14 protein-coding genes, 2 tRNA genes and 1 rRNA gene are annotated in these 14,540 nt (G+C 63.7%); 9 read left to right on the top strand and 8 right to left on the bottom strand.

What is annotated here, in order from left to right; genetic code table 11:
* Nucleotides 1-79 precede the first annotated feature (79 nt).
* Nucleotides 80-826, top strand: a complete 747-nt coding sequence (locus tag KF857_11270; GenBank protein MBX3112578.1) for a hypothetical protein — start codon at nucleotides 80-82, stop codon at nucleotides 824-826.
* Here the strand turns inward: KF857_11270 and KF857_11265 are convergent.
* The 3 genes from KF857_11265 to KF857_11255 are packed head-to-tail and all read right to left on the bottom strand — an operon-like array spanning nucleotide 823 to nucleotide 3,567.
* Nucleotides 823-1,902, bottom strand: a complete 1,080-nt coding sequence (locus KF857_11265; GenBank protein ID MBX3112577.1) for a glycosyltransferase — start codon at nucleotides 1,900-1,902, stop codon at nucleotides 823-825. The two genes, KF857_11270 and KF857_11265, sit on opposite strands and share 4 nt — an antisense overlap.
* On the bottom strand, nucleotides 1,902-2,750 hold the full coding sequence (locus tag KF857_11260; protein ID MBX3112576.1) for a hypothetical protein: 849 nt from the start codon (nucleotides 2,748-2,750) through the stop codon (nucleotides 1,902-1,904). Before KF857_11260 ends, KF857_11265 begins: the two co-directional genes overlap by 1 nt.
* 4 nt (nucleotides 2,751-2,754) lie before the next feature.
* Complete coding sequence (locus KF857_11255; GenBank protein ID MBX3112575.1) at nucleotides 2,755-3,567, bottom strand: UDP-2,3-diacylglucosamine diphosphatase; 813 nt, start codon at nucleotides 3,565-3,567, stop codon at nucleotides 2,755-2,757.
* Nucleotides 3,568-3,690: 123 nt separating this feature from the next.
* Here KF857_11255 and KF857_11250 point away from each other — a divergent pair, with 123 nt between their 5' ends.
* The 4 genes from KF857_11250 to KF857_11235 all read left to right on the top strand — a co-directional run bounded on the left by KF857_11250 (nucleotide 3,691) and on the right by KF857_11235 (nucleotide 8,990).
* A complete protein-coding gene (locus KF857_11250) occupies nucleotides 3,691-5,262 on the top strand; it encodes a glycosyltransferase family 39 protein (GenBank protein ID MBX3112574.1) in 1,572 nt (523 codons plus the stop codon).
* Nucleotides 5,263-5,397: 135 nt separating this feature from the next.
* Nucleotides 5,398-5,931 carry a hypothetical protein gene (locus KF857_11245; GenBank protein ID MBX3112573.1) on the top strand — a complete coding sequence of 178 codons (534 nt, stop codon included), beginning with the start codon at nucleotides 5,398-5,400 and terminating at the stop codon, nucleotides 5,929-5,931.
* Nucleotides 5,932-5,976: 45 nt separating this feature from the next.
* A complete protein-coding gene (locus KF857_11240; protein MBX3112572.1) occupies nucleotides 5,977-7,161 on the top strand; it encodes a rhomboid family intramembrane serine protease in 1,185 nt (394 codons plus the stop codon).
* Between the two features lie 317 nt (nucleotides 7,162-7,478).
* Nucleotides 7,479-8,990: ribosomal RNA gene (locus tag KF857_11235) — 16S ribosomal RNA — on the top strand.
* 129 nt (nucleotides 8,991-9,119) lie between these two features.
* Here the strand turns inward: KF857_11235 and KF857_11230 are convergent.
* Complete coding sequence (locus tag KF857_11230; GenBank protein ID MBX3112571.1) at nucleotides 9,120-10,139, bottom strand: c-type cytochrome; 1,020 nt, start codon at nucleotides 10,137-10,139, stop codon at nucleotides 9,120-9,122.
* A 73-nt stretch (nucleotides 10,140-10,212) separates the two neighbouring features.
* Between KF857_11230 and KF857_11225 the strand changes: the two genes are divergently transcribed.
* From KF857_11225 to KF857_11210, 4 genes are all read left to right on the top strand, one after another.
* A complete protein-coding gene (locus tag KF857_11225; protein ID MBX3112570.1) occupies nucleotides 10,213-11,265 on the top strand; it encodes a 3-deoxy-7-phosphoheptulonate synthase in 1,053 nt (350 codons plus the stop codon).
* Between the two features lie 71 nt (nucleotides 11,266-11,336).
* Nucleotides 11,337-12,200, top strand: a complete 864-nt coding sequence (locus KF857_11220) for an SPFH domain-containing protein (GenBank protein MBX3112569.1) — start codon at nucleotides 11,337-11,339, stop codon at nucleotides 12,198-12,200.
* A 7-nt stretch (nucleotides 12,201-12,207) separates the two neighbouring features.
* Nucleotides 12,208-12,420, top strand: a complete 213-nt coding sequence (locus KF857_11215) for an Arc family DNA-binding protein (protein ID MBX3112568.1) — start codon at nucleotides 12,208-12,210, stop codon at nucleotides 12,418-12,420.
* A gap of 9 nt (nucleotides 12,421-12,429) precedes the next feature.
* The gene (locus tag KF857_11210) at nucleotides 12,430-12,870 is read left to right on the top strand and encodes a hypothetical protein (GenBank protein MBX3112567.1); all 441 of its coding nucleotides are present in this window, start codon (nucleotides 12,430-12,432) and stop codon (nucleotides 12,868-12,870) included.
* 5 nt (nucleotides 12,871-12,875) lie between these two features.
* On the opposite strand, the gene KF857_11205 is transcribed toward KF857_11210, so the two are convergent.
* The 4 genes from KF857_11205 to KF857_11190 all read right to left on the bottom strand — a co-directional run bounded on the left by KF857_11205 (nucleotide 12,876) and on the right by KF857_11190 (nucleotide 14,540).
* Nucleotides 12,876-13,496: an acetyltransferase gene (locus KF857_11205; GenBank protein MBX3112566.1), complete on the bottom strand. Its 621-nt coding sequence runs from the start codon at nucleotides 13,494-13,496 to the stop codon at nucleotides 12,876-12,878.
* A gap of 10 nt (nucleotides 13,497-13,506) precedes the next feature.
* Nucleotides 13,507-13,581: transfer RNA gene (locus KF857_11200), tRNA-Gly, on the bottom strand.
* 13 nt (nucleotides 13,582-13,594) lie between these two features.
* Nucleotides 13,595-13,668, bottom strand: a tRNA-Gly gene (locus tag KF857_11195).
* A 65-nt stretch (nucleotides 13,669-13,733) separates the two neighbouring features.
* Nucleotides 13,734-14,540 carry a hypothetical protein gene (locus KF857_11190; protein ID MBX3112565.1) on the bottom strand — a complete coding sequence of 269 codons (807 nt, stop codon included), beginning with the start codon at nucleotides 14,538-14,540 and terminating at the stop codon, nucleotides 13,734-13,736.

The following is a 14,540-nucleotide window of genomic DNA, read 5'->3' as shown; positions in this document are numbered from 1 at the left end:
GCCTCGCGGCGGGACAGGCGTAGTCAGGAGGAGAGGTAAGATGGCCCCTCGCCGACAATAAGACACGGGCTGTCGACACGTGGTGGAGGGCAAGGCGTTCATGGAGCAAGACGCGGCGACAAATGCGGATGTGACCCCCGTCAATCGGGAGGGTGCCGCGATGAAATCCCTTCGCCGCCTTGGGGAGATGCTCAACCCTGCCTATCACGTCCGCCAGATGAAGGAGGACATGGGCGCCTTCAAGCTGGCGATGGCCAACCGCCAGCGGTTGTTGCACGAGGGCGACCACAGCGACCTAGAGGACCTCTTTCGCGGACGCTTGCTCGGCACCTTCTATCTGAGCGGGCCGTCGAACCTCGTCGGCATCGGCCTGACGTCTCTGATCCAGATTGCGAGCGGCCTACCTTACATGGCGCTCCTCATGCCGGTCGTGTGCTACATCACAACCGCGGTCGCCTACCAGGCGGTATGGGCCTACGAGAACCGTAAGCTGTACGCTTGGCTACCGGGCAACTTCGGGACGCGGTTCATGGCCATGGAGCGTGACCTGTGGCCCGTGCATAAGGCGTCGTTCCGCTACGCCCTGTTCTTCTACTTCCTTCTCACCGTCACCCAGCCGATTGTGATCTGGGCAGTGGACAGTTTCAGCCACAAGATCGCCCAGAAGGTGCCGTTCCCCGTGATCATGACCGTGGTCGAGTTCCTCATGATCAGCGCGCCGTTTGTACGGAACATGAGTGACTTCTTTGAGAAGTACGCGCCGGAAATCGCGGAGCGGTACCGGGCCATCTGCGTCGCCCACCAGACGGGCGGCGGGCGCGGCTAGAGGCTGACAAGTCCGTCGACGATCTTCGCCGTCGCGTCGGGCATGGCCTGGGCCTTCGACTGTGCCGCCATGCGCAGACGTCGGCCAGGGTCCGAGACAAGGCCCGCGACCGCCTTGCCGAGTCCGTCCGGGTCGTCGACGATGACGCCGGCGCCCGACTTCACGAGGAAATCAGCGTTGCCCTCTTCTTGGCCCGGGATAAGGAACGGCCGGTAGACGACGAACGGGAGCTCCATCGCCAGGCTCTCAAAGGTCGTCAGGCCCCCCGGTTTGGCGACGATCAAGTGGCTTTGCTCCATCAGCCCCGCCATCGCGGCCTGGTCGACGTGTCCGAAGACCTCGACATGGGGGTCAGCGGCAAATGCGGCACTCGCCGCCTGCCGGAGCGCCTCGTTGCGGCCGGTGACGACAAGGAGCCGGACGCCGGTCTGGGCCACCGCCTGGGTGGCCGCTAGGAGTGGCCCGCCGCCGATACCGCCGCTTGTCATGAGGACGGTGACCGGTGCCTCCGGCGCGGCCTTGGTGCGTCTGAACAGCTTGGACACCGGCATGCCGGACACGGTGACCTTCCCCTTGGACCATGGGGCACGGCGCTCCAGGATATCGCGGGTCCATTCCTGGGGGACGAAGTACCAGTCGGGGCGGCCCCGGAGCCACATCCGGTGGGGGTAGAGGTCGGTGACGACGACGGCGGTGCGGTAGCGGAACTGCCGGCGCAGGGTGGCCAGGGTGGGCTGGGGTAGAGAGTGGGTGCAGACCACCCAGTCCGGCGCCTGGTCGGTCAACAGCCTCCTCAGGCCGCGGCACATCGTCGAGTCCAGTCGGGTTTGGAACCAGTAGTTGAACAGGGGTCGGTCGGAGGTCCGGTAGAGGTGGCCCCACGCCTCTGGCCGGCGGCGCACCAGGGTCTCATAGCCTCCCCGGTACCACGATTGGAAGCCCTTCGGCGTGAAATCGAGGGTGTCGACATGGTCGGCGTGGAGACCTCGGCCCCGAGCTTCGGCAACGATCGCGTCTGCCGCGCTGAGATGGCCGTTTCCCGTCGAAGCGGACAGCACCAGGAGGCGGGGGGCCATCATCTCAGGCTGGCCGCTCCGGTCCGCTCAGTTTTTTTTTGCAGCTTTCGTTGTTCCCTTGCCCGGTAGCGTTCAAGGAGACCGGTGACGCGTAGCCGGTGGAACCGTTGTAGCAGGGCCAGCCAACTGTCGCCCCAGAGAAGGAACCCAAGGTAGACCATCCACGGCCATTCGGTCTTGAAGTGCAGGGCGCAGACCACGACAGGGCCGAGGTCAAGGACGGCAAAGACCCAGTGGGCGAGCTCACCCAGGCGGGTGCCGGCCTCAAACCGTGCGAGGTCGGCAGGTGACTGCTTGCCCAGGTACTCGACTTTTTCGCCGGATTTCCGCTCGACCCGCTTGAGGCGGGTGATCTCGACGTACGTCGTCACGACCTCTTGGAACCAGCCCATACCGAGCCAGTGGTAGAGCGTCTCGGTCTCCCACTTGCGGTTCTTCCAGAACCAGTTGCCCCAGGGGAGGGCTTCGCCGACGGTCAGCACGGAGTGCTCGGAGTGCGAGACGGCGGTCTCGTCCGGGGTGATCCGCCGGGCGACTCCCGACTTGTAAACCTCCAGCACCACGCAGAGGACATGGAACGCGACGATCACCGAGAAGACGGTGAGGAATCCCCGGGCCTGGTTTTGGGCCAAGAACACCAACACGGGCAAGTGCAAGATCAGTCGGACAAAATTGGCGATACCAAAGTACCGGGCGCCTTCGAAGAGTTCATCAAGGTCGGACTTGCTCCAGCCGGGCGTCTCCGCCGCACGCGAGGCGGTGGGGAGGAGTTGCCCCGAGATGTCCCCGCCGGTCAGCCGGTAGACGAACCGGATGCCCAAGAGTTCGAGGATCCGAAGCCACACCATTTCGTCACTTGATCCCCGTCCGGAAGCGTTTGAACAACGGGGCGGCGAGAGCCTCGTCAGCCTGTTCGTCGGGGTCTGTCCACCAGACTAACTCCAGGCGGCCGTCGTCATGCTCGACGACTCCGGTCGAGTGTTCGACCCAGTCGCCCGTGTTGACATAGACGAACCCGTCGGGCTCGACCGAGATACGTGGCCGGTGGACATGTCCGCAGATCACCCCGTCGAACCCGCCTTCCCGGGCAAACGCGATGATCTGGCCTTCGTAGTCGGACTTCTTGGCGATGAACGACTTGACACCCTTCTTGACCGACGCGGCCATGTCGAGAGGGCGTTTGCCCTTAGCCTCGCGGTTCTTGTTGACGGCGGTGTTGATGACGGCCAGGTACTCGTTCATGTAGGCCCCGATGTAGGCGAGGGGCCGGTACTTGGTGACACTTGCGTCGAAGAGGTCGCCATGGACGACGAGGAACGACTTGCCGTCGGCGGTGGTGTGGATGAACGAGTGGTCGATGACCACGTTGCCGAGTTCGCCCCCGTTCAAGCGACGGACAAAGTCGTCGTGGTTACCCGGGGTGTAGAAGATCTGGCAGCCCCGTTTGGCCGCCCCGAGGATGGTGCGGATGACGTCAGTGTGCTCCTGCTTCCACTTCTTGTCCTGTTTGCCCACCCAGCCGTCGATGAGGTCACCGACGAGGTACAACCGCTCGTAGCTGTAGCTGCGCAGAAAGTCCTGGACTCGCGCGCTCTTGCAACCGTGGCTGCCCAGATGGATATCAGAGACAAAGGCCGCGCGGACGTGGGATGGCGAGACGCTCATGCTGGACGTGGGGGTTTGGACACGGGGGAAACGACGTCCACCACATTGTACGCGATCCTTCCGACGGGGTTCCGGCGCGTTTCCCACGGCTAGGACGTCTACGGTTTTGAAGGCAAGGAAGGCATGGGACTGTCGCAGACGATAGACCGCACGCGGAGCGCGGTGGTGACCGGCTCCCGTGCCACGGTCGCCAAACCGGCCGTCGCCGTCCTCCCTCTCGCACTGGCCTCCGTGGCCGTCGCGGTCCTGCACATCGTCTGCATCAGCCAGTACGGCTACTTCCGCGACGAGCTGTACTACCTGGCTTGCGCCAAGCACCTTGCGTGGGGTTACGTCGACCACCCCCCCCTGTGTGTGGGGCTCCTCCGCCTTGTGACCGACTTCTTCGGCGACTCGTTGGTCGCCGTCCGATCGATCGGGGTGGTGGCGGGCTTCCTTTCCGTTTGGGTGGCGGGCCTGGTCGCCCGTGAGCACGGCGGCAAGGCGTGGGCGCAGGGAATGGCGGGCCTCGCCGTCGCCGCGGCCCCGACCGTCCTGGTGGTCACGCACCTCTATTCGATGAACGGGGTCGACGTCCTCCTGTGGGCGCTGACGGCCTTGGTCTTTGCCAAGCTCACGAAAAAGCCCTCGCCGGCCCTCTGGTTGCTGTTGGGCGGGCTGCTCGGGCTCGGACTGCTCAACAAATTAAGCGTCCTGTGGTTGATGGCGGGCCTCGCCGTCGCGGTGGTCGCGACAGACCGGCGCAAGGACCTGCGGTCCCCGTGGCCATGGGCTGCGCTCGTCACCGCGCTCCTTGTCGCCAGCCCGTTCATCATCTGGCAGGTCCAGAACGGGTTCCCTACCCTTGAGTTCGCACGGAACGCCAACGACACCAAGCTCACCCCGATCGAACCGTGGATGTTTCTGGCCCGGGAAGTCTTTGTCTTCAACCCTCTCGCTGTGCCGTTCTGGGTCGTCGGGGCGGTGGTGGGGCTCCGCGAACCCAAATGGCGGGGGACGACTCTGGTGTTCTTGACCGTCTTGGCCGTCCTTCTGCTGAACGGGAGGAGCCGGGAAAACTATCTCACCCCGGCATACGTCTTTGTCCTCGCCCCCGGGGTGGTCGCGGTGGAACGCTGGTTGGCCAAGCGCCCTGGCCTGGCCAAGGCCTATAGCGGGGCTTATGCGGCGACATTGCCGGCGATGGCCGTCCTCACCCTGCCCCTGCTGCCCGTGCAGAAGCTGGCCGAGGTCTACGCGCTGAAGCCGGTCGCGACCCCCGCGAGCGAGAAGAGCGGACAGAGCCCCATCTATGGGTTCGCGGACATGTTCGGCTGGCGGAACATGGCCCGGGCCGTCGAAGCCACATGGGGCAGCCTGCCCGAGGCAGACCGGCGAAGGGCCGTCGTCATCGCGGCGAACTATGGCGAGGCCGCCGCCGTGCAAAGGTTCGCGACGGGCTCCGTCCGTGACCGGGTGGTCGGTCGCCACAACAACTATTGGATGTGGGGGACCAAGGACTGGGACGGCCAGACAGCGGTCGTGGTCGGCGACATGCCGCCAACGCTCCTCGCCCAGTTCAAATCGGTCGCCTTGGTCGGGCGGTTGGACGAGAGGCTTGCCGTCACCGAGGAGGCCCACGCTCCGATCTATATCGTCCGGGGCCTTAAGTCGAGCGTCCCCGATTTTTGGGCCCAGGCCCGGCTCTTCCGCTGAACCCCGGTAATTGGCACGGTTTGTGCCGCACCTTCAGGACGGAGGTTTGACGACATCCTGAGGCCCGGACCGCATAAGACACGTCCCCTTGCGGGGAACGCGGCGGACCTGGCGACGTCTGACCCTAGAGGCACGATGCAGATTCTCACCGGGCTTTATGGCCAGCGGACGAACGGTCACGACCCCGCCGTTCGCCGGACGGTGCCTGTGAACCCGACGCCCTCCGAAGGAAGGGCCGCGACGGTCGACGCGACCGCGCGGGTCGTCGAAGGTGTCTTGGGCCAAGTGGTGGACCTGCTCAAGTCGGTGGCCGCAGGCGTCGAGGCGAACCGGGCGAACCACCGGCCTCCGGTCGCTGACCAGCGCCTTTTCGAGGGAGCCTCGGCGGTCATGGCCGACTTGGTCGAGCACACGCGTGTCGGCGAGGAACGGCCCTTGGCCGGTGACGTCCGTCCCCGCCTTGTCTATGGAGGGGGCGCTCCGGTCGCGGCGAGCCGCGCCTGGCTGGCGGACGTCCGGCAACAGGTGGCGGGGCTGCGGGGGTTCCTCGACCAAGTGGCCTCAGGCGGCCTGAACCCTGCCCGGGTTGAATCTCTCCACGAATGGCAGGAGCGGGTGGCGGGTCTGGTGTCGGCCCCACCCGCCGGACCGCTTGACTTGACCGCCTGACCGTCGCCCTTAGGCTTCGCATTGTCGCATCATGCAGATGCGGCGATGATCCTGCCGATTCGGTCGAAGAACCCTCCCGAGTCCATACCGTGGGCGACGTGCACGCTCATCGGGCTCAACGTCGTCATGTTCCTGGCTACCAGCGAAGGCGGGGAGATCCGGGACAGCGCGCTGCGGGAAGGCGGACTGACCGTCCAGAACGCCAGCCCCCTCACCTTTCTCAGTTCGATGTTCCTGCACGCCGACTTCTTCCACTTGGCGGGGAACATGTGGTTCCTCTACTTGTTCGGGTTCGCCGTCGAAGGACGGCTGAAGTGGTATCGGTTTCTGCCGGTCTACCTCCTCTCCGGGGTCGCGGGAGACCTGTTCCAGTGGGCGTTGGGCGAGGGAGCGAGGAGCGTTCCCAGCCTGGGGGCAAGCGGGGCGATCATGGGCGTCCTTGGTGCAGGCCTCTGGATGTTTCCGTACGCGAAGATCGACGTCGTCTACTTCTTCAGTTGGTGGTGGTACGGGATCTACGAAGCCTCCCTGTGGTTGGTGGGTCTCTACTACCTGGGGGTCGACTTCCTCTTGGGCAGCCTCATGTCGTTGGGCGGGGCAAGCGGGGGCGTCGCCCACTGGGCCCATGTGGGAGGCGCGGTCGTGGGCTTCTTGACCGTGGCCGTCCTCCGCCAGCGCAGGGACAGTTCCCAGACGAGCACGTCCAAGAGCACTTGGGCGGAGTCGAAGGACATCAGGCTCTTGGCACCGTGGGAGCTTCGCGACTTAGCGGAGGGATCGCCGCACGACACATACCTGGCTCATTCGTGGATGTGGCAGAGCCTGCAACGTCGCCAGGTGTCCAAGGAATGCTTGGCGCATTTCTTGGGCCTCTTGCCGGAGTTGGTCGACGAAGAGGACCCCGAAGCCTTGGCCGGGACCCTTGCCGCCCTTTGCACGAGCCCGGTGGTCCTCCCGGCCGGGCCGATCATGGGCGCCGCGGCCTCGCTGGAAGCCAAGGGCGTGAGCAACCATTTGGAGACGGTCTACCTTGCCGTCCGCCAGTGGCGGCACGCCACCGACGCCGACCTGGAAGTCGCCACGTTCCGCCTGGCCAAGCTCAAGCAACGGCGGTCGCGGCGGTCTGAGGACGCGGCGCGCCTCTATGAGGAGGTGGTGCGGAGGTGGCCGATGGGTCCCTTCGCCGGGCCGGCGGCGCAGGCCGTCCGAGAGATCAGGCAAAGCCCCTAGGGAACCTGGGGCGGGAACGGCCAATACATCTTTCCAGACGGTGTTATCCACGGAAATGGACCCGGAAAGAGAAAAACTGACCGGGACCCCTTGACGGGGCCCGTGGTGCCTGCCTATAATTTCCCTTGCCCTCGGGGTGACCCGGAGGCCGCACATTGAAAGCTCCATAGCAGAAAGTGACACAGCGCAACAGCCTTTGGCTCGACGCAGCAATGCGAAGTGACAAAGGAAACTAGAACCAAAAGCTCGTGAACCCAAATTCACAAGTAGAGGTCAACTCAAAAAAGAACACGAACCCGGAAACGGGATCGCAAATTTCTTCGGAGAGTTTGATCATGGCTCAGGACGAACGCTGGCGGCGTGCCTAAGACATGCAAGTCGAACGAGGGAGCAATCCCTAGTGGCGAACGGCGGAGTAAGACATAAGCAACGTGCCCTGAAGACTGGGATATACGGTCGAAAGACCGGGTAATACCGGATGTGGCCGAGACTCGGCATCGAGACTCGACTAAATGGTTTTTCGCTTCAGGAGCGGCTTATGACACATCAGGTAGTTGGTGGGGTAACGGCCTACCAAGCCGACGACGTGTAGGGGGTCTGAGAGGATGATCCCCCCGAGTGGGACTGAGACACGGCCCACACACCTACGGGTGGCAGCAGTTAGGAATCTTGCCCAATGGGGGAAACCCTGAGGCAGCGACGCCGCGTGGAGGATGAAGGATTTAGGTCTGTAAACTCCTTTTACCAGGAAAGACTTAGGACGGTACCTGGTGAATAAGCCCCGGCTAACTCCGTGCCAGCAGCCGCGGTAATACGGAGGGGGCGAGCGTTGTCCGGATTTACTGGGCGTAAAGGGCGCGTAGGCGGTTTGTTAAGTGTGAAGTGAAATCCCCAGGGCTCAACCCGGGAACTGCTTTGCAAACTGGCAGACTGGAGGAAGGTAGAGGTGTGTAGAATTCCTGGTGGAACGGTGACATGTGTAGATATCAGGAGGAATACCCATGGCGAAGGCAGCACACTGGACCTTTCCTGACGCTGAGGCGCGAAAGCGTGGGTAGCAAACAGAATTAGATACTCTGGTAGTCCACGCCCTAAACGATGGATACTAGGCGTTAGGGGTATCGACCCCCCTAGTGCCGCAGCTAACGCATTAAGTATCCCGCCTGGGGAGTACGGCCGCAAGGTTGAAACTCAAATGAATTGACGGGGACCCGCACAAGCGGTGGAGCATGTGGTTTAATTCGATACTAACCGAAGAACCTTACCCAGGTTTGACATCAAGGGTAAGCCTGTGAAAGCAGGCCCCCATCCCACAAGGATGGCCCGAAGACACCTGTTGCATGGCTGTCGTCAGCTCGTGCCGTGAGGTGTTTGGTTAAGTCCAGCAACGAGCGCAACCCTCGTCTTATGTTGCCAGCGGGTAATGCCGGGAACTCATGAGAGACCGCCGGTGTAAATCGGAGGAAGGTGGGGATGACGTCAAGTCAGCATGGCGGTTACGCCTGGGGCTACACACATGCTACAATGGATGAAACAAAGCGCAGCAATACCGCGAGGTGGAGCTAATCGCAAAAATACATCCTCAGTTCAGATTGCAGTCTGCAACTCGACTGCATGAAGGCGGAATCGCTAGTAAACGCAGGTCAGCTATACTGCGTTGAATACGTTCCCGGGTCTTGTACACACCGCCCGTCAAGTCACCCGAATTGTCTTCACCCGAAGCCCGTGGCCCAACCGTAAGGAGGGAGCGGTCGAAGGTGGGGGGGGTAAGGGGGACTAAGTCGTAACAAGGTACCCGTACCGGAAGGTGTGGGTGGATCACCTCCTTAAGAGTAAGAACTTGGAACCCCACCGGGGAACTCCAACATACTCAGGTCGGTCGCGTGTCACTGAAGCATGGAGCTTTCAAAGTGTGAAGAGCACCCAGTCTAACGGCTGGGTGCTCTTTTTTTGTCCCGTCACTTCACCGAGTACTGTTTCGCGTCCACCGACGACTCGACAGTGACCGACGTGTACTTGCGCGAGACCTTCTTCGTCGCAGACTCCCAGTGCGACATCGTCATGGGCACCATCGTCCCGCCGACCGCTTTGTAATCACCGTACTCGTAGATGTCGTTCATTGGGCCGACGATCGAACGGTCGAAGTACACGACACGGAACAAGAGTTTTGTCGTCGGGTCGAAGAACAGCTTTACCGGGGTCGCACCGACCGTCGCCCGGACGACTTTTGCCGGTTTTCCGTCCACCGTCTCGGTGCCGGACGTGGCTTTCTCGAGCGACGGCAGACCAGACCAGAAGGTGCGGCCAAAGCGGACTAAGGCGTCGCTGTCGGGTGGCGGGACCACAGAGCGGCCCGTACCGGCGTCGAACCAGGCGTCCTTGAGGTCGTATCCAATCGTATACCCACCTTTTTCGGACTCATAGAACCGGCCGTCTGATGCCTGGTAAGTCGTCACCTCGTGGGATTCTCCGTCCCCTTCTGTCGTCCCGACAAACTTGAGTTGGGTGGTCCCCGACGGCTTCTTGGTCGCCTCGACAAACGCGGTAAGGACTGGCTCGGCGCTGCTACCGGCACCTCGTAGGCGCGGCGCGACCGGGAAGGGGCTCGCGGTGCCGTCGGGGTGCCCCTGGCCATGGTGGCAGGTGAAGCACGTCACCTCGGGCCGACCGTTGAAGTACTTGTCGTTCAGCTCCTTGGTGAGCTCCACCATTTCGCGTGCGGTGTCTTTCGGCTGAAGGTCGTCCTTGGCGAAGTCCTGGCCCTCGTGGCAGTGGGCGCAGTCGGTGCCCAACGCCTGGCTCATCGCATGCATCGCGGGCATGATCGCGCTGGCGGGCTGACCCTTGAAGGTCTTGATGTTCTTATAGACTTCCTCGGCCTTCTTCTCCTGCTCTTGGCCGGTCGCGTATGACGTGGCGACGGTAAAGCCGAGAAACGCCAAGGCCGAAGCCATTGCAAGTGAGCGGACCCGTGTCATGGCTGATTCTGGCCCAATCGGCCCGCGCGTGTGCTCTTCAGCGAGCGTGGACCGGGTTTATTGATGGCAGATGATGCAAAGACCCGTCGACGACCTGCGCATCCAGGCCACGCGACCCTTGCTGCCGCCGGCGATCTTGATCGAGGAGGTGCCCCAGGGCGCTTCCGCCGCCGAGACGGTCGCCAGCTCGCGTGAATCGTTGCGGGACATCCTTTTGGGGGTTGACGACCGCATTGCCGTGTTCGTCGGCCCGTGCAGTGTCCATGACGTCGATGCGGCCCTCGAATTTGCGCAACGCCTCAAGCCCCACGCAGACCGTCTCGCGGGCGACCTCTTCGTCGTGATGCGGGCGTACTTTGAAAAGCCCCGCACTGTCGGTGGTTGGAAAGGCCTCATCAACGACCCGGACCTAGACGAGTCGTTTCGGATCAACAAGGGCCTGAGGTTGGCGCGGACGCTTCTACGTGACATCACCGATTTGGGCCTGCCCTGTGCGACCGAGTTTTTGGACACGACGGTGCCCCAGCACATCGCCGACTTTGTCAGCTGGGGGGCCATCGGGGCACGGACAGTGGAGAGCCAGACCCACCGGGAGTTGGCCAGCGGCCTCTCCATGCCGGTCGGGTTCAAAAACTGCACGGACGGACGGATCCAGCCCGCGGTGGACGCCGTCCAGGCGGCGCGGATGCCCCACTGGTTCCCCAGCGCGACCAAGGACGGCGTCGCCGCCCTCAGCTACTCCACCGGCAACGACTGCGGCCACGTCGTGCTCCGGGGAGGCGCGGGTGGGCCGAACTACGACGCCGAGACCGTCGCGGCGACGAGCGCGAAGCTTGGCGCGGCCGGCTTGCCGTCCCGCGTGGTCGTCGATTGCAGCCACGGCAACAGCGGCAAGGACCCCGAACGGCAGAAAGTCGTCATGGCCGCCGTCGCCGCCCAGGTCGCCGGAGGCTCGCCTCACGTGATGGGGGTCATGCTGGAAAGCCACTTGGTCGGGGGAAGGCAAGACTACGTGCCGGGGCAGGCCGTCTATGGCCAGAGCGTCACCGACGCCTGCCTTGCATTTGACGAGACCGTCCCGCTGCTCGACGAGTTGGCCGCCGCGGTCCGCCGCGCCAGGTCCTGAGACTCTTGCAACCTGCCGTCCTACCCGCCGTGATATCGATGTGATATCATATTGATATCGAGGTTACATCGGTGAAGGAAAAACACATTAGCGCACTGCCGGGCGGGGTCATGCTTGTCGTCAGCTTGGCGCTCTTCTTTGGATCCCTAGCGACGATCATCGTGGCCGCGTCACAAAACAAGGAGGACCTTGTCCTGCCGGGCGTGATCGGCATCGTCGTCTGGTCGCTCTTGCTCGGTGGCTTCATGGTCATCGAGCCGAACGGCTCCAAAGTCTTGCTGCTCTTCGGAAAATACGCGGGCACGGTGCGGGAACAAGGCTTCTACTGGACGAACCCGTTCCAGAGCAAGCGCAACATGTCGCTTCGCGTCCGGACGTTGAACGGGGAGAAGCTGAAGGTGAACGACCTGGTCGGCAACCCGATCGAGATCGCGGCGATCATCGTCTGGCAGGTCAGCGACACATTTAAGGCCAGCTTTGTCGTGGACAGCTACGAGGACTATGTCCGGCTTCAGAGCGAGACCGCCCTACGGCACTCCGCCAGCAGCTATCCCTATGACGCCGACGACGACCAGCCGAGCCTGCGCCGCAACGCCAGTGAAGTGAGCGACCACCTGCTCGCCGAACTCCGTGAGAAGCTGGCTGTGGCGGGGGTCGAAGTGTTGGAGGCCCGGCTTTCGCACCTCGCCTATGCCCCGGAGATCGCGGGTGCCATGCTCCGCCGCCAGCAAGCGGCGGCGGTGATCGCCGCCCGCCAGCGGATCGTCGACGGTGCGGTGGGCATGGTAGAGATGGCCCTCAACCGCATGGACGCCGAAGGCGTCATCCAATTGGACGAAGAGCGTAAAGCGACAATGGTGCAAAACCTGATGGTCGTCCTTTGCAGCGAGCATTCCGCCCAACCGGTCGTCAACGCGGGCACACTCTACAACTGACACCCGGATGGCGGAACGCAAGAGCTACTTGTTACGGCTGCCGGCCGACCTTTGGGAGCAGATCCAACGGTCGGCCGCGGCCGATTTACGTAGCGTCAACGCGCAGATCGAACTCCTTCTCCGCGAGTCGCTCAGGCGTCGCCTTGCCTCGGGTCCGCCGACCGGCCATGACGGCGGCCATGACGAAGACCAGCCCGAACCTGCCTCCCACGAGGTATAAGCTGATCCGGTGCATTACCTGACCGTCCCCGACCTCGTCTGGCTGAACCTGCAGCTCACGGGTACGCCACAGAAATACAACTACGCGACACTGGAGGAAGGTGTCTTCTACCAGTACGCCTACGGCACGAGCACCGACGTCTTTGGCCAAGCTGCCCGGCTCTTGGGTGGGTTCGCCAAGTTGGCCCCCTTCGCCAGCGGAAACCGTGCGACCGCCCTCGCCGCCACAGCGGGGTTCTTGGCGGTCAACGGGCAAGAACTCGACATATCAGACGCCGAGAACCTCTTCAACGGCGGGGCGGCGGCCCTCGAGGCGGCCAGCCATGCCCACGACGTGCACTTGCGCTACGGGGTGCCGAACTCGCGCGAGGCGTTGCGTCACGTGATGGAGTCGCACAGCGGTTTGCTGGCGGAGATGGTCAAGCAGGAACCCGTCGCCGAGTTGGTGTAGGGCTGCTAAACGACGCGCCTCTTCGCGGGTACGCCGACCCACGTCTCGGCGGCAGGTACCTCGTCGCGGACCACGGCCCCCGCCCCGACCACGGCCCAGGCGCCGACCCTTGCCCCGGGAAGAAGGACCGCCCCCGCCCCCACCAAGGCACCGTCACCAATGTGGACGCCTCCGCACACCGTCGCGCCGGGGGCGATGTGGACCCCGTCCGCGACGACCCCGTCGTGGTCGACGCTGGCCCGGGTGTTCACCACGACATGGTCACCCAGGGTCGTGCCCGGCTGGACGACGGCGCCGGCCATGACCAAGGTGCCGTGGCCGAGGGTCGCCGACGGCGAGACGGTGGCGGCGGGATGGACGAGGGTGGCCCACTTGGTCGGACATTCTGAAGCGACGCGGAGCCTCACGTCGTTGGCACCGATGGCGACGACGGCCTCGAAGTCGTCCCGCGGACGACCGACCAGGTCCATGAGTGTCCCCACGACCGGGCAACCGTCGACGGATTGGCCCTGCTGTCCGGGACGGTCGTCAAAAATCCCCACGATGGTCCGGCCCAGGGCGCGGGCCAGATCGACGACCACACGGGCATGCCCGCCACCACCGATGATGGCGATCCGTGGGGTCAAAGCGGACCTCTGGAGCGGGTGACGGGACTCGAACCCGCAACATTCAGCTTGGGAAGCTGACGCTCTACCATTGAACTACACCCGCTGACTGGTCTGGTTGGAGCGGGTGATGGGAATCGAACCCACATGGCCAGCTTGGAAGGCTGGAGCTTTACCACTAAGCTACACCCGCGCTCGACGCCCATTATGGCACAGCGACGCGGTGCCGGTGCCTTGTCGACCGTGGACCCCTGGCCCTTAGAACCGGACGTTGAATCCCCACAACCCGAACTTGCCCGCTTCTTGGCCGACAAAGGCGACGACCTGGACGGGACGCCGGTCTTTCATCACGGGGCCCGCCACTTTGCCTAGGTCATAGGCGACGATCCAGTTCCAGTTGAACGTGTCGTACTCCGCGACCGCTTTCAGGCGGGGCGTGACGGCGTGGCTGGCGCTGCCGAAGACACCACGAAAGCGGTGCTGGTCGCCGTAACCCAGGGTGACGTAGGTGTCGTCGAGGGCCTGCCAGGTGCCCACTGCATAGACCGACCGGGACCACGCCCGGTCGTCGGGCTGGCCAAACCCCGACGAGCCGCCCCGCCCTCGCCAGTCCTGCACGCCGATGGCAAAGCGGACCGGTCCCGACTGGCCGGGAGGAGTCCATTGGACCGTTCCCGAATTGTCGCCGTGGGAACTCTTGACGAGGACACCGTAAGACAGGGCGCCGAACTTGCCCACGGGTAGCCCGAACTGGAGTTGCACCGAGCCGTTCCCTGAGGTCGAGTCGCCACTTGAAGCGTCCTGAAAGGCAAACCCCCAGTCGTGGGAGACGATCGTCATACCCGTCACCACTTCCCACGGCGCGAGGGCGTAGGCGACCGGTGTCGAATAGGCCATCGCGCCACGAAACCCGGCTTGGCCCCGGGCGGTCACGCCAAACCCGGATCCGGGGAGGGCGGACATGTTCCGAAAGCTGGGGAACTCACCAGACCCGCCGAATTGGGCCAAGGCCAACGCCGAAGGGGACAACAAGCTGGCGAGGCATAAAACCTTGACCCGCGACAT

This window comes from Fimbriimonadaceae bacterium, from assembly GCA_019638795.1.
GTDB lineage: Bacteria > Armatimonadota > Fimbriimonadia > Fimbriimonadales > Fimbriimonadaceae > JAHBTB01.
The sequence above is the reverse complement of the archived record's forward strand: the minus strand, read 5'-3'. Positions and strand labels throughout refer to the sequence as shown.